This is a genomic window from Arthrobacter sp. Y-9, from assembly GCF_029690065.1.
In the GTDB taxonomy this organism is placed as follows: domain Bacteria; phylum Actinomycetota; class Actinomycetes; order Actinomycetales; family Micrococcaceae; genus Arthrobacter_E.
Window position 1 is genome coordinate 3,502,540 of record NZ_CP121463.1, and the last position, 21,349, is coordinate 3,523,888.

Annotated in this window: 23 protein-coding genes; 8 read left to right on the plus strand and 15 right to left on the minus strand. The window is 67.5% G+C overall.

Annotated elements, in window-relative coordinates; all coding sequences use genetic code 11:
* Positions 1-44: 44 nt before the first annotated feature.
* The 3 genes from P9849_RS15880 to P9849_RS15890 are packed head-to-tail and all read right to left on the minus strand — an operon-like array spanning position 45 to position 4,221.
* Positions 45-2,255 (minus strand): ABC transporter ATP-binding protein, encoded by a 2,211-nt coding sequence (locus tag P9849_RS15880; RefSeq protein WP_278267667.1) that lies wholly within the window; start codon positions 2,253-2,255, stop codon positions 45-47.
* Positions 2,252-3,238 carry an ABC transporter permease gene (locus tag P9849_RS15885; RefSeq protein ID WP_278267668.1) on the minus strand — a complete coding sequence of 329 codons (987 nt, stop codon included), beginning with the start codon at positions 3,236-3,238 and terminating at the stop codon, positions 2,252-2,254. Before P9849_RS15885 ends, P9849_RS15880 begins: the two co-directional genes overlap by 4 nt.
* Entirely contained in the window at positions 3,238-4,221 is a 984-nt protein-coding gene (locus P9849_RS15890; RefSeq protein ID WP_278267669.1) for an ABC transporter permease, read from the minus strand. Before P9849_RS15890 ends, P9849_RS15885 begins: the two co-directional genes overlap by 1 nt.
* A gap of 393 nt (positions 4,222-4,614) precedes the next feature.
* On the opposite strand from P9849_RS15890, the gene P9849_RS15895 reads away from it, so the two are divergent.
* Positions 4,615-5,034, plus strand: coding sequence for a universal stress protein (locus tag P9849_RS15895; RefSeq protein ID WP_278267670.1), 420 nt, complete (start codon positions 4,615-4,617; stop codon positions 5,032-5,034).
* Positions 5,035-5,160: 126 nt separating this feature from the next.
* Here the strand turns inward: P9849_RS15895 and P9849_RS15900 are convergent, their stop codons facing one another.
* From P9849_RS15900 to P9849_RS15920, 5 genes are all read right to left on the minus strand, one after another.
* Positions 5,161-5,616, minus strand: a complete 456-nt coding sequence (locus P9849_RS15900; protein WP_278267671.1) for a GNAT family N-acetyltransferase — start codon at positions 5,614-5,616, stop codon at positions 5,161-5,163.
* Between the two features lie 121 nt (positions 5,617-5,737).
* Positions 5,738-7,264 carry a dihydrolipoamide acetyltransferase family protein gene (locus P9849_RS15905; protein ID WP_278267672.1) on the minus strand — a complete coding sequence of 509 codons (1,527 nt, stop codon included), beginning with the start codon at positions 7,262-7,264 and terminating at the stop codon, positions 5,738-5,740.
* A gap of 22 nt (positions 7,265-7,286) precedes the next feature.
* On the minus strand, positions 7,287-8,267 hold the full coding sequence (locus P9849_RS15910; RefSeq protein WP_278267673.1) for an alpha-ketoacid dehydrogenase subunit beta: 981 nt from the start codon (positions 8,265-8,267) through the stop codon (positions 7,287-7,289).
* A gap of 3 nt (positions 8,268-8,270) precedes the next feature.
* A complete protein-coding gene (pdhA, locus tag P9849_RS15915; protein ID WP_278267674.1) occupies positions 8,271-9,482 on the minus strand; it encodes a pyruvate dehydrogenase (acetyl-transferring) E1 component subunit alpha in 1,212 nt (403 codons plus the stop codon).
* A gap of 165 nt (positions 9,483-9,647) precedes the next feature.
* Complete coding sequence (locus P9849_RS15920; protein WP_278267675.1) at positions 9,648-10,778, minus strand: histidinol-phosphate transaminase; 1,131 nt, start codon at positions 10,776-10,778, stop codon at positions 9,648-9,650.
* Between the two features lie 54 nt (positions 10,779-10,832).
* On the opposite strand from P9849_RS15920, the gene P9849_RS15925 reads away from it, so the two are divergent.
* A complete protein-coding gene (locus P9849_RS15925) occupies positions 10,833-11,264 on the plus strand; it encodes a phage holin family protein (RefSeq protein WP_278267676.1) in 432 nt (143 codons plus the stop codon).
* 111 nt (positions 11,265-11,375) lie between these two features.
* Here the strand turns inward: P9849_RS15925 and P9849_RS15930 are convergent, their stop codons facing one another.
* The gene (locus P9849_RS15930; protein WP_278267677.1) at positions 11,376-12,836 is read right to left on the minus strand and encodes a hypothetical protein; all 1,461 of its coding nucleotides are present in this window, start codon (positions 12,834-12,836) and stop codon (positions 11,376-11,378) included.
* Entirely contained in the window at positions 12,833-13,207 is a 375-nt protein-coding gene (locus P9849_RS15935; RefSeq protein WP_278267678.1) for a hypothetical protein, read from the minus strand. Before P9849_RS15935 ends, P9849_RS15930 begins: the two co-directional genes overlap by 4 nt.
* 162 nt (positions 13,208-13,369) lie before the next feature.
* Here P9849_RS15935 and purB point away from each other — a divergent pair, with 162 nt between their 5' ends.
* The 3 genes from purB to P9849_RS15950 all read left to right on the plus strand — a co-directional run bounded on the left by purB (position 13,370) and on the right by P9849_RS15950 (position 15,755).
* A complete protein-coding gene (purB, locus tag P9849_RS15940) occupies positions 13,370-14,800 on the plus strand; it encodes an adenylosuccinate lyase (RefSeq protein WP_278267679.1) in 1,431 nt (476 codons plus the stop codon).
* A gap of 8 nt (positions 14,801-14,808) precedes the next feature.
* Positions 14,809-15,399 (plus strand): histidine phosphatase family protein, encoded by a 591-nt coding sequence (locus tag P9849_RS15945; RefSeq protein ID WP_278267680.1) that lies wholly within the window; start codon positions 14,809-14,811, stop codon positions 15,397-15,399.
* Positions 15,400-15,536: 137 nt separating this feature from the next.
* A complete protein-coding gene (locus P9849_RS15950; RefSeq protein WP_066213663.1) occupies positions 15,537-15,755 on the plus strand; it encodes a hypothetical protein in 219 nt (72 codons plus the stop codon).
* Positions 15,756-15,767: 12 nt separating this feature from the next.
* Here P9849_RS15950 and P9849_RS15955 read toward each other — a convergent pair whose 3' ends face one another.
* Complete coding sequence (locus tag P9849_RS15955; protein ID WP_278267681.1) at positions 15,768-16,064, minus strand: MoaD/ThiS family protein; 297 nt, start codon at positions 16,062-16,064, stop codon at positions 15,768-15,770.
* On the minus strand, positions 16,065-17,201 hold the full coding sequence (locus P9849_RS15960) for an exo-alpha-sialidase (protein WP_278267682.1): 1,137 nt from the start codon (positions 17,199-17,201) through the stop codon (positions 16,065-16,067).
* Between the two features lie 312 nt (positions 17,202-17,513).
* On the opposite strand from P9849_RS15960, the gene P9849_RS15965 reads away from it, so the two are divergent.
* Positions 17,514-17,840, plus strand: coding sequence for a metal-sensitive transcriptional regulator (locus P9849_RS15965; RefSeq protein WP_278267683.1), 327 nt, complete (start codon positions 17,514-17,516; stop codon positions 17,838-17,840).
* 43 nt (positions 17,841-17,883) lie between these two features.
* The gene (locus P9849_RS15970) at positions 17,884-18,126 is read left to right on the plus strand and encodes a heavy-metal-associated domain-containing protein (protein ID WP_278267684.1); all 243 of its coding nucleotides are present in this window, start codon (positions 17,884-17,886) and stop codon (positions 18,124-18,126) included.
* A gap of 120 nt (positions 18,127-18,246) precedes the next feature.
* On the opposite strand, the gene P9849_RS15975 is transcribed toward P9849_RS15970, so the two are convergent.
* A complete protein-coding gene (locus P9849_RS15975; protein ID WP_278267685.1) occupies positions 18,247-19,254 on the minus strand; it encodes a DMT family transporter in 1,008 nt (335 codons plus the stop codon).
* Positions 19,255-19,324: 70 nt separating this feature from the next.
* Here P9849_RS15975 and P9849_RS15980 point away from each other — a divergent pair, with 70 nt between their 5' ends.
* Complete coding sequence (locus P9849_RS15980) at positions 19,325-19,864, plus strand: CGNR zinc finger domain-containing protein (RefSeq protein ID WP_278267686.1); 540 nt, start codon at positions 19,325-19,327, stop codon at positions 19,862-19,864.
* A 109-nt stretch (positions 19,865-19,973) separates the two neighbouring features.
* On the opposite strand, the gene P9849_RS15985 is transcribed toward P9849_RS15980, so the two are convergent.
* The gene (locus P9849_RS15985) at positions 19,974-20,867 is read right to left on the minus strand and encodes a cytochrome b/b6 domain-containing protein (protein WP_278269177.1); all 894 of its coding nucleotides are present in this window, start codon (positions 20,865-20,867) and stop codon (positions 19,974-19,976) included.
* Between the two features lie 180 nt (positions 20,868-21,047).
* Positions 21,048-21,323, minus strand: coding sequence for a hypothetical protein (locus P9849_RS15990; protein ID WP_278269178.1), 276 nt, complete (start codon positions 21,321-21,323; stop codon positions 21,048-21,050).
* Positions 21,324-21,349: the final 26 nt, after the last annotated feature.

Here is a 21,349-nt window from a genome sequence, read left to right on the forward strand (position 1 = left end):
TTCAAAGGAGCGAGGGTTGGGTTTCCCACTGTCATCAACGATATTCACGCAGCGCTGTCCGATGAGTCGTGCAGCACCAGCATGTCCGCATCCATCTCCCCGTTCGGGTAGAAGCAGGCGAACTGGTGGTCCCCTCCACCATTCTCGAGGGGAGGTTCAAGTTCCAGGCACTTGGTCCTCTTGTCCTCAGGCAAGGCAGCGAAAATGGGGCACCGGGAAGCGAAGTTGCATCCTCGGGGGGCATCCAATGGCGTTGGAAGGTCTCCCTTGAGGATGATCCTCTCCCGTGAGCGCTCCGCCTCGGGATCCGGAACCGGAATCGCCGAGAGCAGTGCACGGGTGTAGGGGTGCCGGGGATTGTCGAAGACGCTGTCCACGTCGCCGACCTCCACGATCTTCCCCAGATACATCACAGCCACCCGGTTCGAGATGTGACGTACAACTGAGAGGTCGTGAGCCACCATGAGGTAGCTCAGACCGAGTTCCGCCCGGAGCTTGTCCAGGAGGTTGATGACCCCGGCCTGAACGGAGACGTCCAGCGCGGAGACGGGTTCGTCCAGCACCACGAGCTTCGGGTTCACGGCCAGGGCACGGGCGATGCCGATGCGCTGGCGCTGACCGCCGGAGAACTGGTTGGGGAAACGGTTCACGTGGTCCGGCTGGAGACCCACCAGCTTCATGAGCTCCATGATGCGCTTGCGGATCTCGGCCTTGGGGGTGCCCAGGTTCTCGAGGGGCTCCGCGAGCGCCTCGTACACGGTGAAACGGGGATCCAGGGCGCCCGTGGGGTCCTGGAAGACGATCTGCAGCGACTTCCGCATGGCGGTCTTCTCGCTGGCGGAGGTGGCGGCCTTCGAATTCACGCCGCCGATGGTGATCTCACCCGGCTGATCCTTGCTGAACTCCATGATCTCCAGGAGCGTGGTGGTCTTGCCACAGCCGGACTCGCCCACGATCGAGAAGCACTCGCCTTCACGGATGTCGAAGCTGAGGCCGTCCACGGCCTTGACCGTGCCGATCCGCTTCTTGAAGAGCGATCCCTTCATCAGGCTGAAGTGCTTCTTGACGTCCTTGAGCTCCAGCACGGTGGTGCGCTCGGTCCGCGGGGTCCCCTCGAACTTGGACACCGGCACCGGGGGCGCCTTGAAGATCTCGTGGACGTCGACGCCGGCGCCGAACTCCTCCATCTTGACGCAGGCGGCGCGGTGGCCGTCGTCGCCGGGCACGAGGCGCAGCGGCGGCTCACTGGTCAGGCACTCCGGGCCGGCCAGGGGGCAGCGCGGGGCGAAGGAGCAGCCGGTGGGCGGGGTGATGAGGTTCGGGGGCATGCCCTCGATCGGGACCAGGGACGTCTCGGAGGAGACGTCGACGCGCGGCACGGCGCCCAGCAGACCCATCGTGTACGGCATGCGCGGGGCGTAGTAGAGCTGGTCCACCGAGCCGGTCTCCACCGGCTTGCCCGCATACATGACCATGATGTCGTCGGCCATGCCGGCCACGACGCCGAGGTCGTGGGTGATCATGACGAGCGCGGCGCCGGTCTCCTCCTGCGCCTTGTGCATGACCTCGAGCACCTGCGCCTGGATGGTGACGTCCAGGGCGGTGGTGGGCTCGTCGGCGATCAGGACGCGCGGGTCGTTCGCGATCGCGATCGCGATCATCACGCGCTGGCGCATGCCGCCGGAGAATTCGTGCGGGAAGGACTTCAGGCGGGCCTGCGGGCTGGGGATGCCCACCAGGGTCAGGAGCTCGACGGCGCGGGCCTCCTTCGCCTTGGCGCTCATCCTCGGGTTGTGGACCGTCAGCGCCTCGATGATCTGGGTGCCGATGGTGAACACGGGCGTCAAGGAGGAGAGCGGATCCTGGAACACCATGGCCAGGTCGTTGCCGCGGTACTTGCACATCTGCGAGTCCGTGAGGCCCAGGAGTTCCTGGCCGTGCAGCCGGACCGAGCCGGTGATCTCGGCCGTCTCCGGCAGCAGACCCATGATCGCCATGGACGTGACGGACTTGCCGGAACCGGATTCGCCCACGATGCCGAGGGTCTTGCCGGGCAGGAGGTCGAAATCGACGCCCCGGACGGCGTGCACCACGCCGTTCTCCGAGTTGAAGCGGACGTTCAGGTCACGGACGGAGAGCACCGGTTCGCCGGGGGCGTGCAGTCCTGCGACGTGGAGGCGTTCGGTGGTGTCCAGTGCTCCGGTGCCTTGTGTCACGGTGCCTTCCTGCGTGCTGTCGTGCTGGGAAGCGCTCATGCCGCCGCCTCCACGGTGTTCTTGCGGGCCTTGCGCGACTTCTTGGCCTTGCCCACGGAGCTGGAGCTCGGGTCGAAGGCGTCGCGGAGGCCGTCATTCATCATGGCCATGGAGCCGGTCAGGGCGAACATGGCCAGGAGCGGGAACCAGAACATCCAGGGGAAGCTGCTGACCTGCTGGCTGGCCTGGCCGATCAGGATGCCGAGGCTCATGTCCGGCGGCTTGATGCCGATGCCGATGAAGGAATACGCCACCTCGGAGAGGATCGCCAGGGTCACGCCGCGGGTGATCTCCAGGACCAGCAGCGAGCCGATGTTGGGGATCAGGTGCTTCCAGACGATGCGCCAGGTGGAGACGCCCATGTAACGAGCGGCCTTGACGTAGTCCCGTTCGATGAGGGACATGGAGATGGAGCGGATGAGTCGCGCGGCGCCCATCCAGCCGAACACCAGCAGGACCACGGTCAGCAGGAACCAGCTCGGGAGCGCGTCCTTCAGATCGCCGCCGTTGCCACTGGTGACCACGGCCACCACGAGCAGCGAGGGCATCATGATGAGCGCTTCGAGGATGAAGAGCATCACCTTGTCGACCTTGCCGCCGTAGAAGGCCATGACACAGCCGTACACGGCGGCCACGAGCATGGAGCCGACGCCCACGATCAAGCCGATCAGGATCGAGGTCCGCACCCCTTCGACCATGAGGACGTAGAGGTCCACACCGGCCTGGGTGGTGCCGAAGAAGTGGTCCGCGGAAGGGCCCTCGCCGATGAAGGCGGGGTCGATGTCGTTCTTGGTCCAGGGGGTGAGGAACTGGCCCACCAGGGAGAAGACCGTCAGGGCCAGGAAGAGGATCAGGCCCGCCACGGCGGTCTTGTTCCGGAGGAAGCGGCGGAAGATGATGACGCCCTTGGCGATCACCACGCCGTCGTCCGTCGTGAGAACGTCCGCCTCTGTCTCAGGCTGGACCGCGTCAACAGTGGACATCAGGAAACCCTCACTCTCGGGTCGACCAGGGTGGTGGCAAGGTCCGCGAGGATGGCGCCGACGGCGAAGATCACGGAGCCGTAGGCCAGTGTCGCGGTGGCCGCGTTGACGTCCTGCTTGCCGATCGCGTCGATGCTCCAGAAGCCGACGCCGGGCCACGCGAAGATGGCCTCGGCGAAGAAGCCGCCCGCGAAGATGGCCGGCACGGTGAAGGCGATGGTCTGAGCGACGGGGATGAAGGAGACCCGCAGCGCGTGGCGCCGGATGGCCTGGTTCCGGGTGAGGCCCTTGGCCCTGGCGGTGCGGACGAAGTCGGCGTTGACGTTGTCCAGCAGGTACTGGCGCTGGGCGATCTGATAACCGCCCCAGCCCACCAGGGTGATGGCGAAGGTCGGCACCACGTAGTGGGCCACGAGGTCCACGAAGGCGGGCCATCCCGGCTCCACGCCGGGTGTCGAGATGCCGGTGACGAAGAAGATCTGCTGACCGGTGGCGTCGTTGATCCAGATCGCCGCCAGCTGCACCAGGAAGTAGGCGATCGGGGCCGGGACGATGTACGTCAGGTAGGAATAGCTGGTGATCACGCGGTCGGAGGCCTTGTACTGCCGTGCAGCCGTGAACACACCGAGCGCGACGCCGATCACGAGCGTCAGGAAAATCGCGGCGATGAACAGGCGGGTGGAGACCCACACGCGGTCGCCGAAGGCCGCGTTGACCGAGCCGCCGGCCGGGCTCATGCCCCAGTCCCAGCGGGTCACGATGCCCGTGAGCCACTGGACGTAGCGGTCCCAGGGGCTCATGGCGGGGTCGAGTCCCTTGAGCGCCAGGGAGTGTGCGACCTGTTCGGGGGTGGGCCGCGGGATCCTCTCCTGCTCGATCAGGGCTGGCTTCATAGTGGAGACCGCCAGGAAGTACCCGGCCGAGGTGGTCAGGAAGATCATGACCACATAGGTCGCCATGCGCTTGAGGAGATACTTGATCACTGACGTCCGCCCTTCTCACGCATGGCGCGCAGGCGTGAGGGCGTACGGCTACCGCGCAAGGCAGGGGCCGTGGATTTTTGGTGCACGGGGTTTCCTTCCAGACTGCCGCGGGCTCGTGGCCTGTGTGCGGCGCGTCACATTCCATCGGAAAAGTACCACGAACCACGCGGTCTGAAAGGCCTATTTCACTCCTTGGCAATCAGATCGTTATCTAGCTACCGGTCGGTAACGCAGGGTTGCGCAAGGAGTGGACACCCGACGGCCCTCACTATAAAGTGACCGTTTCACATCTCCTCCGGCCGCGCCGAACGATCCACCAGCTCCGATGCACTTTTCCGCCGTGCCGCCGCCGTCTACAGTTACTTGCAACATAAGCATCAACGAGGAGCGGATATGTCCGGAATTGTGATTGTTGGCGTCGACGGTAGCGAGACCGCGGCCCGGGCTGCCGCAGCGGCCTACAAGCTGGCCCAGGGCCTCGAAGCCCGGCTGCACGTGATCACCGCCTTCGACAAGGACAACGTCGAGGTCTTCGGCAGCGGCAGCGACACCTTCATCATGTCCGACGCCGATGACGCGCAGCGCGTGGCCAAGCAGGTCGCCGAGGGCCTGGGCACGGACGTCGAGTACCTGTCCGCCCGCGGCAAGCCGGCCGACGCCCTCCTGTCCGAGGCCGAGCGCCTCGGCGCCGATGTGATCGTGGTCGGCAACCGCCGCATGAGCGGCATCGGCCGCGTCCTGGGTTCCGTCGCTAACACCGTCGCGCACAACGCCCCCTGCGACGTCTACATCGTCAACACCACGGTGTCCTGACCGGTCTCCCGACCAGCGCACGCACCGGCCGCGCGTTCACGCGCAGCCCGCACGACGACGGCGCCGTCCCCCCGAGGTTCCCTGCGGAACGTCCGGGGGCGGCGCCGCCGTCGTGCAAGCCTCCGATCAGGCCTCGAGGTCGAGCTGGTACGTCAGGAACGGAGTGCGGGTCGAGAGGCGGTCGTAGACGGCACGGGCCCGGTAGTTGTCCTCCGAGGTGATCCACCGGACGTGGCTCCACCCCTCCGCCCGGGCCTGGGCGCGGATCGCGTCGAACAAGGCGTCCACGACGCCTCCGCCACGCCCAGCGGGGTCCACGAACAAGTCGTCCAGGTAGCCGGCGACCACGCCGAGCGTAGGACGCACCACGGGCCGGACATGTGCCAGGCCCAGCAGACGTCCCGGGGCCGCGGGATCCTCGGCCACCAGGCCGGTCAGGCGGCCGTCCTGAAGCCACGACCAGACGACGTCCCGGTGCTCCGGGGTCAGCTCACGGCCGTAGAAGGAGCAGTACCCCTCGAACAGCCGGGCCCACTCCTCCCGGTCGCCGTCGGCCAGCGTACGGGTGATCCACTCGGTCATCCTGTTCCTCTCTCGAATCGTCCCGCGACCGGCGCCTCCGGCCTTCGGAAGCCCGGCTCGCCCTGATACCTGCGGTGAGGAGGCTCAGCGGAGCGCCGGCATTCGGTCACGGAGCCGACACTCAGTCGAGCAGCAGCGCAGGCTCTTCCATGATCGCCGCGACGTCGGCCATGAAACGGGCCGAGAGGTCCCCGTCGACCACGCGGTGGTCGAACGAGCCGCCGAGCGTGGTGATCCACCGCGGGATGACCTCGCCGGAGACCACCCACGGCTTCTGCTTGATGGTGCCGAACGCGACGATCGCCACCTCACCCGGGTTGATGATCGGGGTGCCGGTGTCGATGCCGAGGGCGCCGATGTTGGTGACCGTGAGGGTCCCGTCCCGCATGTCAGCCGGGCTGGTCTTGCCCGCCCGGGCCGTGGTCGCGAGCTCGTTCAGCGCCACCGCGAGCTCCTTGAGGGAGAGGTCCTGCGCGTCCTTGATGTTGGGGACGAGCAGACCGCGCGGCGTGGCGGCGGCGATGCCGAGGTTCATGAAGTGCTTGACGTGGATCTCGTCGCCCTCCGGACCGGACACCCATTCCGAATTCACGCTGGGATTGCGCGCGGCGGCCCAGATGACGGCCTTGGCGAGGATGAGGAGCGGGGAGACCTTGATGCCTTCGAAGTCGCGGGACTTCTTGAGGCGCTGCACGAACTCCATGGTGCGGCTGGCGTCGATGTCCACGAAGATCGAGACGTGCGGGGCCTGGAAGGCGGAATCCACCATGGCCTTGGCCGTCGCCTTGCGCACGCCTTTCACCGGGATGCGCTCGATCCGGCGCTCCGGGTTCCTCGCAGGAGCGGTCCAGAACTTGCCGGCCTGGTCCTGCTCGGCCTCCCGCTGGGACTGGTAGCTCACCAGGTCCTCACGGGTCACCTCGCCGCGGGCGCCGGTGGGGGTGACCAGCGCGAGATCGATGCCGAGATCACGGGCGATCTTCCGCACCGGCGGCTTCGCCAGCACCCGGCTGACGAGGCCGGTCAGGGCGCCGCCGAGACCGGGGCGCTCCTCGCCGGCGGCCCCGGCAGTCGACGACGTGGCCGACGTGGGAGGAGCGGACGGGACGGGAGGCGTTGACGCTTGCTGAGCCGGACGCACGACGGCGGCGGGCTGCGCGGGAGCAGCCGGGACCTGAGGGGCGGCCGGGGACGCCGCCGGAGCCGGCGACGCGGCTGCGCTGCCATTGCGGCGCGGACGGCGCTTGACCGCGTCGGCCTTCGGCCCGGAGCCCACCAGGGGACCCGGGGCCTCGGAGTCGTCGACGGGCAGCGTGCCGTAGGCGACCCGGGGGGACTCGGCCGCAGCGGACGGCTGGGCCGCGGGCGCTGCCGGCGAGGCGCCGTCGTCGTCCGCGGCGCTGTCTCCTGCGGCGCCCACCGCGATGATCGGGGTGCCCACGTCGACCGTCTTGCCTTCAGGAACCAGGAGCGCGGTCACCGTGCCGGCGAACGGGGACGGAAGCTCCACGAGGGACTTCGCGGTCTCGATCTCGCAGAGGACGTCGTTGATCGCGACCGTATCCCCCACCTTGACCTTCCAGGACACGATCTCGGCCTCGGTCAGGCCTTCGCCCACATCGGGGAGATTGAATTTCTGCGTGCTCATGATTTCCCTAAACTCCGTGGCCTCAGTAGGAGAAAGCGCGGTCGAGTGCTTCGAGGATGCGGTCGATGTCCGGCAAGTAGTGCTCCTCGACCTTCGCCACCGGATACGGCATGTGGAAACCGCCCACCCGGATGACCGGCGCCTCCAGGCTGAGGAAGGCGCGTTCGCTGATCCGGCTCGCGATCTCGCCGCCGATCCCGCCGAACGTCGGGGCCTCGTGCGTGACCAGAAGCCGGCCGGTCTTGCGGACCGAGGCCTCCACGGTGTCGAAATCGATCGGGGAGATGCTCCGCAGATCGATGACCTCGATGCTGCGGCCGTCCTCCTCTGCGGCAGCGGCCGCGGCGAGGGCCACCGGGACGAGCGGACCATAGGCGACCAGCGTGGCGTCGGATCCTTGCCGCACCACATGAGCGCTGAACGGATCCGCCGACGTGCCGGGATCCTCGGTGTTCACCTCACCCTTGAGCCAGTACCGCTTCTTGGGCTCGAAGACGATCACCGGGTCCTCGCATTCGATGGCCTGCCGGGTCATCCAGTAGGCGTCATGCGGGTTGGAGGGGGTGATGATCCGCAGGCCAGCCGTGTGGGCGAACAGGGCCTCGGGGGACTCCGAATGGTGCTCGATCGAACCGATGCCCCCGCCGTACGGGATGCGGATGGTCACGGGCAGCGTCACCGCTCCGCTCGTCCTCGCGTGGTACTTGGACAGCTGGGTGGTGATCTGGTTGAAACCGGGGAAGACGAAACCGTCGAACTGAATCTCGCAGACCGGCCGGTAGCCACGCATGGCGAGACCGATCGACGTGCCGATGATGCCGGCTTCCGCGAGCGGCGAATCGACCACGCGGTCTTCGCCGAACTCCTGCTGCAGGCCGTCGGTGACCCGGTAGACGCCGCCGAGGGCCCCGATGTCCTCGCCCATCAGCAGGGTCTTCTCATCCTGGCCCAGGGCCTCGCGAAGGCCCTCGTTGATGGCCTTGGCAATGGTCATGGTGGTCATGGCTCAGCCCTCACCCGCGCCTTCCGCGTTCTCGAATCCTGCCTCGTACTCCCGGTACCACTGCAGTTCCTCCTGGACCAGAGGATGAGCCTGCGAGTACACGTGAGCGAACGCTTCCTCCATGCTGGGGCCCTCCATCGACAGGACGGCCTGACGGACGGAGTCCGCCAGTTCCTGACCCTGGCGACGGACGTCCTCGAAGAAGGCGTCATCCGCAAGGCCCTCGGCCCGGAGGTAGGTCTCCAGTCGCGTGAGGGGATCCTTCGCCCGCCACTGGTCCTCTTCGGAACTGGTGCGGTACTTGGTGGGATCGTCGGCCGTGGTGTGAGCACCCAGGCGGTAGGTGAAGGCTTCGATCAGCACCGGGCCCTCGCCCTTGCGGGCACGGTCGAGCGCCCACTGGGTCACCGCGTGCACCGCGAGGATGTCGTTGCCGTCCACGCGGACTCCGGGGAAGCCGTATCCCTGGGCGCGGTGCGCCAGGGGGACCTTCGTCTGGACTTTGGACGGCACCGAGATCGCCCAGTGGTTGTTCTGGCAGAAGAACACCACGGGAGCCTTGTAACTGGAGGCGAAGACCATCGCCTCGTGGACGTCGCCTTCGCTGCTCGCGCCGTCACCGTAATAGGCGACGACGGCGGCATCCTCCGCCGCCTGGCCCTTCGCCTGAGCGGAGGCCTGGTCGCGCTGGATCCCCATGGCGTAGCCGACCGCGTGGAGCACCTGGGCGGCGAGCACCAAGGTGTAGATGTTGAAGTTCTTCTCCCGGGGATCCCAACCGCCATGAGTGACACCGCGGAAGAGCCTGAGCAGGTCCGACATGTCGAGGCCGCGGGACAGCGCCACCCCGTGTTCGCGATAGCTGGGGAAGACGAAGTCCTCGGGGCGGAGCGCATGCCCGGACCCGATCTGGGCCGCCTCCTGGCCGGTCAGAGGGACCCACAGGGCCAGCTGGCCCTGGCGCTGGAGCGCGGTGGCCTCCTGATCGAAGCGGCGCACCACGGCCATGTCACGGTAGAACGCACGCAGCGCCTCGGGATCCAAGGACTCGACATACGGCCCGAACACCGGGTCCTCCCGACGGTTCCCCTGAGCATCCAGAAGCTGGATCATGTCCCCGCCGGCCGGCTGGGACGCCGGGTCCTGGTGAGTCTCCGGGTGGTCGTCGAGTTCCTCGTCATTGAATTCAGTGGTCGGCAGCTGCCCTACGCCCATGCCGTCTCCTTGCATCCGTCCCACACCTCGTGGGAATCAATCGATATATTCCACCCCAGGCATGTATTCCCGGGGTGGAATATATCTGGTCCGGGGATCACTTTAGCCGGATTTCCGGGAGAAGTGATCATTAAGTCGTGAACGCAACGGAATACACGCTGCCCTTCAGGACCGCCGGAATTCCTCACACAGTTCGATGAATCGCGTGTTCGCCTCAGGCTCGCCGATACTGACCCGCACGCCCTCCGGAGCGAACGCCCGGACGGACAGACCGTGCGTTCCGGCCAGTTCGGCGAAGCGGGCCGTGTCCTCGCCCAGCGGCAACCACACGAAATTGCCCTGAGCCTGGGGGATCTCCCAGCCCTGGGATGCCAGGGCGGTGACCACTCGCTCACGTTCCGCCACCACACCGTCCACCCGCTCCAGCACTTCCGGAAGATGGTCCAGCGATGCGACGGCGGCGCGCTCGGCCACCTGGGACACCGCGAAAGGAGTCGCGGACAGCCGGAGGTACTGGGTCACCTCGGGATGGGAGACCGAGTAACCGACGCGGAGACCCGCCAGGCCATGGGCCTTGGAGAAGGTCCGCAGCACCACGACGTTGGGGTAGCGTTCCAGGAACTCAAGACCCTTGACGGCATCGGGGTCACGGACGAATTCGACATACGCCTCATCGATCACCACCAGGACGTTGGCCGGAACCTTCGCCAGGAAGTCATGGGTCTCCTGGGTCCGCAGGACGGGGCCCGTGGGGTTGTTCGGAGTGCAGAGGAGGATCACCTTGGTGTTCTCGGTGATCGCCGAGGCCATGGCGTCGAGGTCATGGCGTCCGTCGGACAGCAAGGGGACCTGAACGCTGCGGGCTCCGGCCAGGCCGACACAGATGGGGTAGGCCTCAAAAGAACGCCACGCGTAGAGGACCTCGTCCTGGCTGCCGTCCGGGTTCTGCCCTGCGAAAGCTCCGATGATCTGCACCAGGGCGCCGAGACTTCCGGCGCCGGTGACCACGTCCTCGGCGGGCACGCCGAATTCCTGAGCGATCCGCTCACGCAGCTGAGTGACCAGGGGATCAGGATAGCGATTGAAACCGTCGAAGTCCGCCACGGCCTCCTTGACCTGCGGCAGAGGGTCGAGCGCCACCTCGTTGGAGGAGAGCTTGTAGCTGGTCAGGCCCTCCAGGACGCGCGGGGGCTTGCCTGCCGTGTACTTGGGAAGGAGTCCCACTGCGGGACGGGGAAGGATTTCCTGACCGTGGTCTGCGGACACACCCTCGGAGGGCGACACATGGGAGCTCATATCTCCACCCTAATTGCCGGGCCTACGCCCAGACAGGTATGACAGCATGGTTGCATGGCGAAGTTCCTCCTGCGTCTGGCGATCAATGCGTTCTCCCTCTGGGTGGCAACCTGGCTCCTGCCCGGACTCACTTTGTCCACGGGAGCAGCCCAGAACCTGGTGGCCGGCGCGGCTCCCTCCGCTCCCGCGGACACCCTCGGAAGCATTCTGGCGTACCTCTTCATCGGCTTGATCTTCGCGGTGGTAAACGCGTGGATCCGGCCCGTGGTCCGCTTCCTGGCTCTGCCCGTGACGGTCCTGACGCTCGGTCTGTTCACCCTGGTGATCAATGCCGCCATGCTCTACCTCACCTCCTGGCTCAGTGGTTTCACGCCCGTCCACCTCGGGATCGACACCTTCTTCTGGACCGCAGTCCTGGGCGCGCTGATCATCAGCCTGATCTCCCTGATCACGGACCGGCTCTTCGACCGAGACAGGGACCGCTGAGCCGGCCCGAGTTCCTCTGAACTCCAAGCGACCGCTGCCGCCTTCCTCTCTTCCACGCCGGCTTCCCGTCGGCACCGGGGGCTGGTGTCGCAGGCGCTGACGCGCGAGTGGTCAGGGTCGGCATTGGTCCTCCCCCAGGGGCGCCTCGTGGGCCGTGTAGACAGTGCGAGTGGCCCTCCGCGCTGAACCGGGTGACGTGTCGAGCCGATCCGGACCCATGATGTCCGTGAGGACCTTCTGATGCCGGCGGACTGCGGGATCGTGGCTGGAGTCCAGCCGGTCCGCCGCGGCGATGTAGTTCCTGATGTCATGAGCGTTCCGGATTCTCGTAGGCACGTCCAGAGATCCTTTGAGCGCATCGGAGGGCCTGCCGCCGGCCATCCCGGCCAGGACCGGGTCAAGGGTGGCCGGTTCGGCCGAGAACCGCGCCGTCACGATGTTCGGCCGCCGGGGGTTGGGCGCGCCGTCGAGCGCAGGAACCACGTCCTGCTGGTTCTCGAGCGCCAGCACGCTCGCGTCCACCCGATCCAGGAACCGGGCGACCGGCGAGCCCGCGGTCGTGACCGCACGGACCGGGTATCGCGCGGTGAATCCCTTGTCAGCCGCGAGCGCCACCGCATTGATCCCGCCCTGACTGTAACCGTTCAGCACGACGTCATCCCTCCGGGTGACCTTCTCCGCCTCCAGTGCTCTGACCACGGCGGCCTGAGTCTGGGTCAGATACGCTCGCCGCTCCGTTCCCTGCGCCATCGCCGCGATGTTGCCCTTGAGATCGTCGGTGGTCTCCGGCGAATCATAGGGTGCCCACTTCTCTGTGCCGGGAATGCTCACCACCACGGCGTAGCTGCCGTCGGTCCGCGGGTATTTGTCCACCACCACCGAAGAGAGCGGTATCGGCTTCCCGGCGGGTCCCCCGGAGCCGTCACCTCCGGCAAGCCCCGCACCCCGGATCGCCGAACCGACGAAGCCGCCGGGCGACGGCACCGTAGGAGGTTCGCCCCATCGCTCCGCCGTCACAGTCACCGCACCCTGCCGGAGCCGCGCCTCCTCCACGCCCCCGGCCCAGGACGACAGAGCATGAGTGAGGGCATCCACGGGGTCCTTGGCCCCGGTTGCGCCGAGCGCCTTGAGATAACCGTCACGGGCCCTCGGATCGATCACCCCCAGGACATATGCGAGCAGCCCCGGCACAAGCCACAGGCCGGACTGAATCAGGTCCCCCGCACCGGCCACCGTCGACTCGGTGCCGCGTTCGGCCTCCTGATAGGAGGTGGCCGCCCCTCGGAGTGAAGCGGACATCGACCGTAACGCCGAGACGACACCGTCGAGGAGTGCGGTGGCCTGATTCACCGCGGCTCCGCACTGACTGACCCCTGCCCCGCCCGCCGGTCCCAGACCCAGATCCAGAATCTCCTCCCACCGGCCCTGGATCCCCTGCAGGCATCTCAGCAGTCCGTCAGCGACGAGATCGATCCGCCCGGACGCCGTCCAGAGCTCCTGGGGATCGACCGTCACCAGGCTGTACCGTCCGTTGATCCAGAAGCCGCTCTCACCGGATGCGTCGGTCATCATCGCCCCTCGTAGTGGACCGCCGGACCCGTGTCACCATCGGCCCCGCCTCCGGGCCGCCGGGCAACCGCCGGCCCGCTGCCACCTGAGGACACCGCACTGGAGGAGGAGTACTGCAGCATCAGCGCCGTCCGCGCCGCCTCCATCGCCTCGCCGGCACGAAGGAGGCTCCGGCGTCGTTCCTCCAGGGCTGTCCGGTACGCGTTTCCCGCCGCAGAGGCCCAGCTCAGACCGCCTGCCTGACGCAAGGCGACGAGGGCCGTGGAGAGTTCGTCCCGTTGCCGCCCGATCCAGAGCGCGAGCTCCACGAGCCCTGCTCCGGCGTCGCCTTGCCCGCCCCGGGGATTCACGAACCTCTGATGCACCGCGTCCATGTCATTCCTCCTCGCTCGATGGATGCCGGCCTGACTTCACGCTAGGGGCACGGGCCCTGCGCAGGAGGAGTGGACGTGACCATGTGGACGGAGCACGTCACGCATTGTCCACATGGCCGCACCGGGATGAGACAGCCGCCCTGCCCGTGAAAGAATGAGCACATGGCTGAAACCACTGCGCGCATCCCGTCCGGACGTCTCTCCCTGGCTGCAGGCGAGGGCCAGATCGCCCTAGGGCCCCTGGACGGCCGGTACCGTGCAGCCGTGGCACCCCTGGTGGACTACCTGTCCGAGGCCGCTCTGAACCGTGACCGCGTCGCCGTCGAGGTGGAGTGGCTGATCCACCTCACCTCGAATTCCGTCCTTCCCGGCTCGGCACCGCTGAGCCAGGAGCAGCAGGAACAGCTGCGCGCCATCGTCACGGAGTTCAACGCGGATTCCGTGGCCGAGCTCGCGGAGATCGAGGCCGTGACGGTCCACGATGTGAAGGCCGTGGAGTACTACATCGGCCGCCGCCTGCCGGCCATCGGGATCGAATCCCTGACCCCCATGGTGCACTTCGCCTGCACGTCTGAGGACATCAACAACCTGTCGTACGCGCTCGGCGTCAAGGGCGCCGTGGAGGACGTCTGGCTTCCGGCCGCACGCGCCCTGGTGGACCAGATCAGCGCCATGGCCACGGAGAACCGTGACGTCCCGATGCTGTCCCGCACCCACGGTCAGCCGGCCACCCCCACCACACTGGGCAAGGAACTCGCCGTCGTGGCCCACCGCCTCGGCCGCCAGCTGGACCGGATCTCCCGCACGGAGTACCTCGGCAAGATCAATGGCGCCACCGGCACCTTCGCCGCCCACGTGTCCGCCGTGCCGGCCGCCGACTGGACCGAAGTCTCCCGGACCTTCGTCGAGGGCCTGGGCCTGGACTGGAACCCGCTGACCACCCAGATCGAAAGCCATGACTGGCAGGCGGAGCTGTACGCCGACGTCGCCCGCTTCAACCGCATCCTGCACAACTTCTGCACCGACGTGTGGAGCTACATCTCCATCGGGTACTTCGCGCAGATCCCCGTGGCCGGCGCCACCGGCTCCTCCACGATGCCGCACAAGGTCAACCCGATCCGCTTCGAGAACGCCGAAGCCAACCTCGAGATCTCCAGCGGACTGCTCGACGTCCTGGCCTCGACCCTGGTCACCTCCCGCTGGCAGCGTGACCTCACGGACTCGTCCTCGCAGCGCAACATCGGTGTCGCGTTCGGGCACTCGCTGCTGGCCATCAGCAACGTGGTCAAGGGGCTCAAGCAGCTCAAGGTGTCCGTGGACGTCCTCGCCGCCGATCTGGACGGCAACTGGGAGGTTCTCGGCGAGGCCATCCAGACCGTGATGCGCGCCGAGGCCATCGCGGGTGTTCCCGGGATGGAGAACCCGTACGAGCGCCTCAAGGACCTCACCCGCGGCCACCGCGTCGATGCGGCGCGCATGCAGGAGTTCGTCTCCGGCCTGGGACTCTCGGACGAGGCACGGGACCGCCTCCTCCAGCTGACCCCCGCGTCCTACACGGGCGTGGCGGCGGCACTGGTCGACTACCTGAAGTAGCCCCGGCCGTGCGCCTGTTCCTGGTCCGGCATGGCCAGACGCCCAGTAACCTGCGCCGCGCCCTGGACACGGGGCGCCCGGGTCCAGGGCTGACGGATCTGGGCCTGGAACAGGCGCACGCTCTCGTGGAACGGCTGTCCGCGGAACACCTGGACGCCGTCTACGCCTCGCCTCTGCTGCGGGCCCAGCTCACCGCCGGCCCTCTGTCCCAGGCCAGGAACCTCCCGGCCACCGTGCTCGAGGGACTGGAAGAGATCGGTGCCGGCGTGCTCGAAATGCTGAACGACGACGACTCGTGCGCCAGCTACGGCGCTCACGTCATCGCCTGGGGCCTGGGTGACACCCTGTCGCGGATCGACGGCGCGGAGGATCACACCGCCTTCTTCCGCCGTTTCGATGCCGCCGTGGACCGAATGGCCCATACTCACGGTTCCGACGCCAGCGTCCTGGCTGTCAGCCACGGTGCGGCGATCCGCTGCTGGACCGCGGCCCGGGTGACGCACGACGGCGCGTTCGACGTCCGTCTGCCACTCGCCAACACCGGGATCGTCGCCCTTGAGGGGGCGCCGGGATCCTGGCGCCTCACCGGCCTCCTCTGACGCGCGACCCGCATCCGCACACCCGACCCATCCGTAACCGCGCCCTCACCCACTTCTTACGGCACCGAAACCCGCCTGAAATGCCGGGCAGGTTGACTGGGAGTACCGAAAATTTCTCTCCGTGGAGGTGAAGGGACATGACCGCACGAACCCTCATCAGTTCGCTCCACCAACTGCGCCGTGGTGATCACGTGGAGGCCGAACGCTTCCACCTGATGCCCCGGACCACGTTCGTCCGGCGCGGCCAGGTCCAGGACATCGCTCCCGGCCTGGGCGTGGTCTGGATCCGGGACGAGGAGACGGGCCAACGCCGCGTTCTCGACTCCCAGGACTACCAGCTGTGGCGGGTCGCCTGACGGACCGGAGTCCTAGCCACCCGCGACGGACTGAATGATCATCAGCTCCGCCCCTTCAGGGACTTCGGTCTCGAGCCCCTGAAGCCTGCGGACCTCATCTGGTCCCAGGTACACGTTCACATGACGCCGGAGGGCTCCCGTCTCATCGCGGAGCCGCCGGCCCAGCACGGGATGGTCGGCCGCCACAGAGCCCAGGATGCGGGCCACGGTGGCCGGCCCGCCGTCGTCGGGAAGCTCGACATCCAGCAGGTCCGCGTCCTGCGCCAGGGGGCGCAGGACACTGGGGAGCAGAACCGTGAAGGCACCCATTCAGCTCGCCGCCAGGACTCCGTCATCGGCCGCCGATCCCTGATCCGGCACCTCGATGACCGCCGCCCGGACACACAGCACGTCCGGCAGATGCGACGCGATCTCCTGGAAGGTGGCGCCCTCGTCGGAGCTCGCGTAGACGCTGCCGCCACGGGTCCCGAAGTAGACCCCCACGGGTTCCCCGGTGTCGACGGCAGCGGCGTCCCGGAGGATCGAGTTGTAATCCTTGGCGGGCAGGCCGGCGTCGAGCATCTCCCAGTTCTCCCCCGCGTCCCGCGTGCGCCCGACAGCAGGATGCCCGTCCACAGGGATACGCTCCACGTCCGCGGCCAGCGGGATCACCCACGCCGTCCCGGCATTGCGCGGATGGCTCAGCATGACGAAACCGAAGTTCGCCGGCAGCCCGTGCTCGATCGCCTGCCAGCTGTCGCCGGCGTCCCGCGTCCGGTACACCCCGCCGTGATTCTGCGCATAGATCTGATCCGGATCCCCCGCGTCGGCGGCGATCTTGTGGACGCATTGCCCGAACTCGGGAAACTCGCCCGGCAGGAACGACGCCCCGATGCCCCGGTTGGTCGCCTGCCAGCTCTCCCCGCCGTCCCGCGTGCGGTAGACGCCGCCGGTGCTCATGGCGACGTGCACGGTGGATCCGTCGGGCGCGGGGATGATCGAGTGCACCGCACCGCCGCCGGCCCCCTCGCCCCATTCCGGACGGTGCGGGTGCTCCCACAGTCCGCGGTTCAGTTCGAAGTGCTCGCCGCCGTCGTCGGATCGCCAGAGCGAGATCGGCTCGACGCCAGCCCAGACGACGCCCGGACGGTCCTCCCGATCGGGCTGCAGCTGCCAGATGCGTTCGACGGCGGCACCGTCGCCTTCGCCGAAGGCGATCCCGCCCCCGTCCGGTTCAGTCCAGGTGGCGCCGAGATCGTCCGAGTGCGCCACCGTGGGACCCCAGTGCTCGGAACGGATGCCCACGAGGAGCCGCGTTCCGTCCCGGGTGTCGATGCCGATGCTCGGGACCTCCGTCATGAGGAAATGAGGTCCGTCCAGGACCCAGTCCTTGCGGTCCTTGCTGCGGGCCAGCCAGAGGCCCTTTTTCGTACCGATCGCCACCAGATACTGCGTCGCCGTTGACATGCCTCCATGCAAGCACTGCTTCAGATCACCCGCAATAGTGCGGAATTCTGCGCCGGTTTTCTCCGCATCTGCGATTCATACGGTTGTTGATTTTCTGTCACGAAAGTCCGCCGCGATTAGTTATCGGCAGAAGTGGCGAAGCGCCCGGACTTGCCGCTAAGCTCGATCCAGCGACGAAGAAGTTGCCCCATGAGCTGCCCCGGAGCACGTATCCCCCAATGACGTGTTCCGGGGCTTTCCATTTCCCGGAATCGCGCCTCCGGCCCCGCCGCGGCCCTTGATTGATACCCCTAGGGGGTATACCCTCAAAACATGAGCGAGTCCGGCATTCAGGAACACCCCCACCAGCACGGCTACTCCGCCAACAAAGAGGCCTACCAGCGGCGTCTGAAGCGGATCGAAGGCCAGGTCCGGGGCATCGCGCGCATGGTCGATGAGGACAAGTACTGCATCGACATCCTCACGCAGATCGCCGCCGTCAACAAGGCTCTCCATGCCGTCAGTCTGGGACTGGTGGAGGAGCACATCGGCCACTGCGTCGTGGGCGCCGCGGAGGAGTCCGACGGCGCGCTGCGCCAGGAGAAGGTCGACGCCAAGGTCAAAGAGGCCACGGACGCCATCGGGCGCCTGCTGCGCTGATCAAGCACCCGTCCCCCGAATCACGTCACCCGAGGAGAACATCATGAGCACCCCCGAATCCCTGATCACCACCCAGGTCTCCGTCTCCGGCATGACCTGCGGCCACTGCGTCTCCTCCGTGACGGAGGAACTGGAAGCGGTCGACGGCGTGGAACGCGTCGACGTGGACCTGAACGCCGGAGGCGTCTCCACCGTGACGATCTCCTCGCGCGGGGAACTCTCCCCCGAGGAGATCGGCGAAGCGGTGGCGGAGGCCGGTTACGTGGTCGTCGCGGACCGCGCCTGACGCGGACACTCTGCGATCACGACGACGGCGCCCCACCCCCGGCCCCGCCCACCCGGAAAGGCGGGTGGCGGCCGGGAGGGGGCGCCGTCGTCGTCGAAGCGCCGCTCCCGGGCGCTCGGCTCAGGCGTCGACCCGGGCCTCGGGCCGCCCGGCCGGCACCGCCTCGGCCACCATGGCCGATTCGTCCGTGAAGTCGGGGTCCCGGAGCTCGTCCACCCGCACCAGGAGGACGCCCAGGACGATCAGCATGCCGCCGCCGATCTGGATGGGCGCCGGGAGTTCGCCGAGCAGCAGCCACGCCCATACGACCGCGAACAGGACCTCCGTGAGGGACACGAACGACGCCACCTTGGAACCCAGGGCCCGCGACGCGTAGATGCCGGTCACATAAGCGATCACGGTGGACAGGATGACCATCCCGGCCAGGGAGATCCACCACGGCACCGACGCGCCGCCGAGGTGGGCATCGCCGAAGGTGAAGCGCAGCGGCATGATCCCGCTGAGGGTCACGATCCACAGCACCACGGCCCCCACGAGCATCCCGCCCGAGGCGAGCACCAGCGGCGGCAGGCCCTCATTCTGACGGGCGGTGATGAAGAAGTAGACCACCAGGCAGACCGCGGCCGCGACGCCCCAGAGGACACCCACCGGGTCGACGCGCGCGCCGCCGAGGTCGAGCACCAGGAGCAGGCCTGCGATCGACACCACCGTCCCCGTGATGGTGAGCCATCGCGGCGCGTGCCGCTTGATCACCCACAGCCACAGCACGATCATGACGGGCGCCAGGTATTCCAGGAGCAGCGCGACCCCCACCGACAGGGTCTGGACGGCGTTGAAGTAGAAGAGCTGGCACGCCGCCACGCCGAACAGGCCGAAGAGGACGATCGTGAGCCAGTTGTCCCGCACCTGGTGCCATTTGCCACGCAGCGACCAGAGGGCCGGAAGCGTCAGAATGACGACGGCGCCGCTCAGGCGCATCGCGACCGCGGCTCCGGGCGACCAGCCCATCTCCAGCAGGGATTTGCCGAAGGACCCCGAGGTGGCGAACACCGCCGAGGAGAGCAGCGCCACGGGGACGCCGACGAAGGCCGAAGGGGCGCGGCGCGCGGTCGCTGCGGTGCGAGGCATGGCGAGTTCCTGTCAGGAGTGAAACGTGCTTTACTCGTGACAGTAGTGGCAGGAGAAGTAAGGAGTCAATATGGTTTTTGCTCATGACACCGAGGTGGCCCTGCGTTCCGCCATGAATCTCATCAACACGAGCGCGAACGGGGCGGAACTCCTCCCGGATGACGAACACCTGACCGCCTTCCTGACGCGCGAGGAGTTCTACGGCTCTCGCACGCACGACGACGCCGAGCTCGCCTCCGTGCGACGGCTGCGGGACGTCCTGCGCGCCCTGTGGACGTCCCCGGAGGACGAGGCGGCGGAAGAGGTCAACAGGATCCTCCGGGACGCCCGGGCGCTGCCCCAGCTGATGAAACACGACGGCCTGGACTGGCATCTCCACGCGACGACCCACGAGGCGCCGCTGGCGGACCGCATCGCGACCGAGACCGCCATGGGGATCCTGGACGTCATCCGCTCCAAGGAGCTCTCCCGGCTGGCGCTGTGCGCGGCCGAGGACTGCGACGCCGCGGTGCTGGACCTGAGCCGCAACCGCTCCAAACGGTTCTGCGACACGGGCAACTGCGCCAATCGCACGCACGTCGCCGCATACCGGGCCCGCCAGCGGAGCTGACGGCCGACGCGCCCCTCAGAAGCCGGGCCAGGACGACGCCGACAGCGCCTTGGCCGGCGACGCGCCCGTCAGGGCCGTCAGGCCCGTGTTATGGCCCGGGTCGTGGCGCTCAGCGGCCGACCTTGCCCATGAGGGATGCGATCGGCCGCAGGAAGACCGGGCGGGCGAGCAGCCAGGCCGCCGCCATGACCACCAGCGAGGCCACGAAGAGCCAGAAGCCCAGCCAGTCCTCGCCGTCGTGGTTGCCGTACATGTGGTTCAGGTTCCGCAGCATGCCCGTGCTGAGCACGAGGAAGACGTGCACCACGACGAAGGCCACGAAGTAGATCATGACCGGGAAGTGGACCTTGCGGGCGAGCTCCAGCGGGTAGAACTTGTTGACGGCCGCCTTCTTGGGCCACGCGCCGGACATCCGGATGCCCGTCAGGAGCGCGAGCGGCGCCGCGACGAACACCGTGAGGAAGTACGTCAGCAGCTGCAGCGCGTTGTAGTTGACCCAGCCGTTCTCAGTGGGCCAGTTCAGGGAGGCGTACTGCAGGCCGGCGGAGACGGCGTTCGGGAAGACGTCCCAGCTCGTCGGGACGATCCGCACCCAGTGGCCGGTGGCGAAGAGCAGCACGATGAACACCACGCCGTTGAGGACCCAGAGCGCATCGAGGCAGAGGTGGAACCACAGGTCCAGCGAGATCTTGGCCGGCGGGTTCTTGGTCTTGATGAAGCCTTTGTTGTTGCGCGTGAAGTACGCCGCGGGGCGCTGCACGGTCCGCACCTGGAGACCGGTGCGCACGATCAGCAGCAGGAAGAAGGCGTTCAGGAAATGCTGCCAGCTCAGCCAGAGCGGAAGGCCTTCCTGCGTCCCCGCCGGAAGCTCGGAATGCCCGGGGTAGGTGCGGATGAAATCCTGGCCCGCAGTGGTGGACCGGATCCAGATCGCGAGGAGCACCACCACGATCGCTCCCAGCACCACGGCGCCCGTGGTGATCAGGGTCTTCCGTGACGGCATCGCCAGCACTCCGCCCCGCGCGTTCTTGGAGGCACCGCTGCCCGGTTTGCGGGCTGCTTTGGGGGCTTGGGGAACGCGGGACATGGACCGGGACACCTCATCTGTTGGCGGCGCTCAGGGTGTCGGCGCCGTGGCGGTATGCGAAGTGCAGCCAGTCTAACGAGTGGTCAGGAATTCTCCCTAGTGGTGTGAACCCTGTTCGTCGTCGGGCTTCTCAGAGTCGCCGGACTCGCCGGCTTCGTCCGCGGAGGAGAGGTGCACGCCGGAGCCCTCACCGAGGTACGGGGCGTTGTTCTTGTGCGTCAGGGAGAGCATGGCCGCGATGACCAGGGTGACGATGAACGCGATGCCGGCGCCCGTGAAAGCGAGGTCGAAGCGCTGCATCTTGGCACTGCCGCCGGAGGCGAAGATCAGCACGCCGAAGAAGGCCACCACGGCCCAGAAAGCGGAGAACATCAAGGGACCCTTGATGGACGACCGCA

Excerpts from the sequence above, each read along its gene's own strand:
- P9849_RS15880 (WP_278267667.1), bottom strand. The coding sequence starts at position 2,255 with ATGAGCGCTTCCCAGCACGACAGCACGCAGGAAGGCACCGTGACACAA.
- P9849_RS15885 (WP_278267668.1), bottom strand. The coding sequence starts at position 3,238 with ATGTCCACTGTTGACGCGGTCCAGCCTGAGACAGAGGCGGACGTTCTC.
- P9849_RS15895 (WP_278267670.1), top strand. The coding sequence starts at position 4,615 with ATGTCCGGAATTGTGATTGTTGGCGTCGACGGTAGCGAGACCGCGGCC.
- P9849_RS15900 (WP_278267671.1), bottom strand. The coding sequence starts at position 5,616 with ATGACCGAGTGGATCACCCGTACGCTGGCCGACGGCGACCGGGAGGAG.
- P9849_RS15905 (WP_278267672.1), bottom strand. The coding sequence starts at position 7,264 with ATGAGCACGCAGAAATTCAATCTCCCCGATGTGGGCGAAGGCCTGACC.
- P9849_RS15910 (WP_278267673.1), bottom strand. The coding sequence starts at position 8,267 with ATGACCACCATGACCATTGCCAAGGCCATCAACGAGGGCCTTCGCGAG.
- pdhA (WP_278267674.1), bottom strand. The coding sequence starts at position 9,482 with ATGGGCGTAGGGCAGCTGCCGACCACTGAATTCAATGACGAGGAACTC.
- P9849_RS15920 (WP_278267675.1), bottom strand. The coding sequence starts at position 10,778 with ATGAGCTCCCATGTGTCGCCCTCCGAGGGTGTGTCCGCAGACCACGGT.
- P9849_RS15925 (WP_278267676.1), top strand. The coding sequence starts at position 10,833 with ATGGCGAAGTTCCTCCTGCGTCTGGCGATCAATGCGTTCTCCCTCTGG.
- P9849_RS15930 (WP_278267677.1), bottom strand. The coding sequence starts at position 12,836 with ATGATGACCGACGCATCCGGTGAGAGCGGCTTCTGGATCAACGGACGG.
- P9849_RS15935 (WP_278267678.1), bottom strand. The coding sequence starts at position 13,207 with ATGGACGCGGTGCATCAGAGGTTCGTGAATCCCCGGGGCGGGCAAGGC.
- purB (WP_278267679.1), top strand. The coding sequence starts at position 13,370 with ATGGCTGAAACCACTGCGCGCATCCCGTCCGGACGTCTCTCCCTGGCT.
- P9849_RS15950 (WP_066213663.1), top strand. The coding sequence starts at position 15,537 with ATGACCGCACGAACCCTCATCAGTTCGCTCCACCAACTGCGCCGTGGT.
- P9849_RS15955 (WP_278267681.1), bottom strand. The coding sequence starts at position 16,064 with ATGGGTGCCTTCACGGTTCTGCTCCCCAGTGTCCTGCGCCCCCTGGCG.
- P9849_RS15960 (WP_278267682.1), bottom strand. The coding sequence starts at position 17,201 with ATGTCAACGGCGACGCAGTATCTGGTGGCGATCGGTACGAAAAAGGGC.
- P9849_RS15965 (WP_278267683.1), top strand. The coding sequence starts at position 17,514 with ATGAGCGAGTCCGGCATTCAGGAACACCCCCACCAGCACGGCTACTCC.
- P9849_RS15970 (WP_278267684.1), top strand. The coding sequence starts at position 17,884 with ATGAGCACCCCCGAATCCCTGATCACCACCCAGGTCTCCGTCTCCGGC.
- P9849_RS15975 (WP_278267685.1), bottom strand. The coding sequence starts at position 19,254 with ATGCCTCGCACCGCAGCGACCGCGCGCCGCGCCCCTTCGGCCTTCGTC.
- P9849_RS15980 (WP_278267686.1), top strand. The coding sequence starts at position 19,325 with ATGGTTTTTGCTCATGACACCGAGGTGGCCCTGCGTTCCGCCATGAAT.
- P9849_RS15985 (WP_278269177.1), bottom strand. The coding sequence starts at position 20,867 with ATGCCGTCACGGAAGACCCTGATCACCACGGGCGCCGTGGTGCTGGGA.
- P9849_RS15990 (WP_278269178.1), bottom strand. The coding sequence starts at position 21,323 with ATGTTCTCCGCTTTCTGGGCCGTGGTGGCCTTCTTCGGCGTGCTGATC.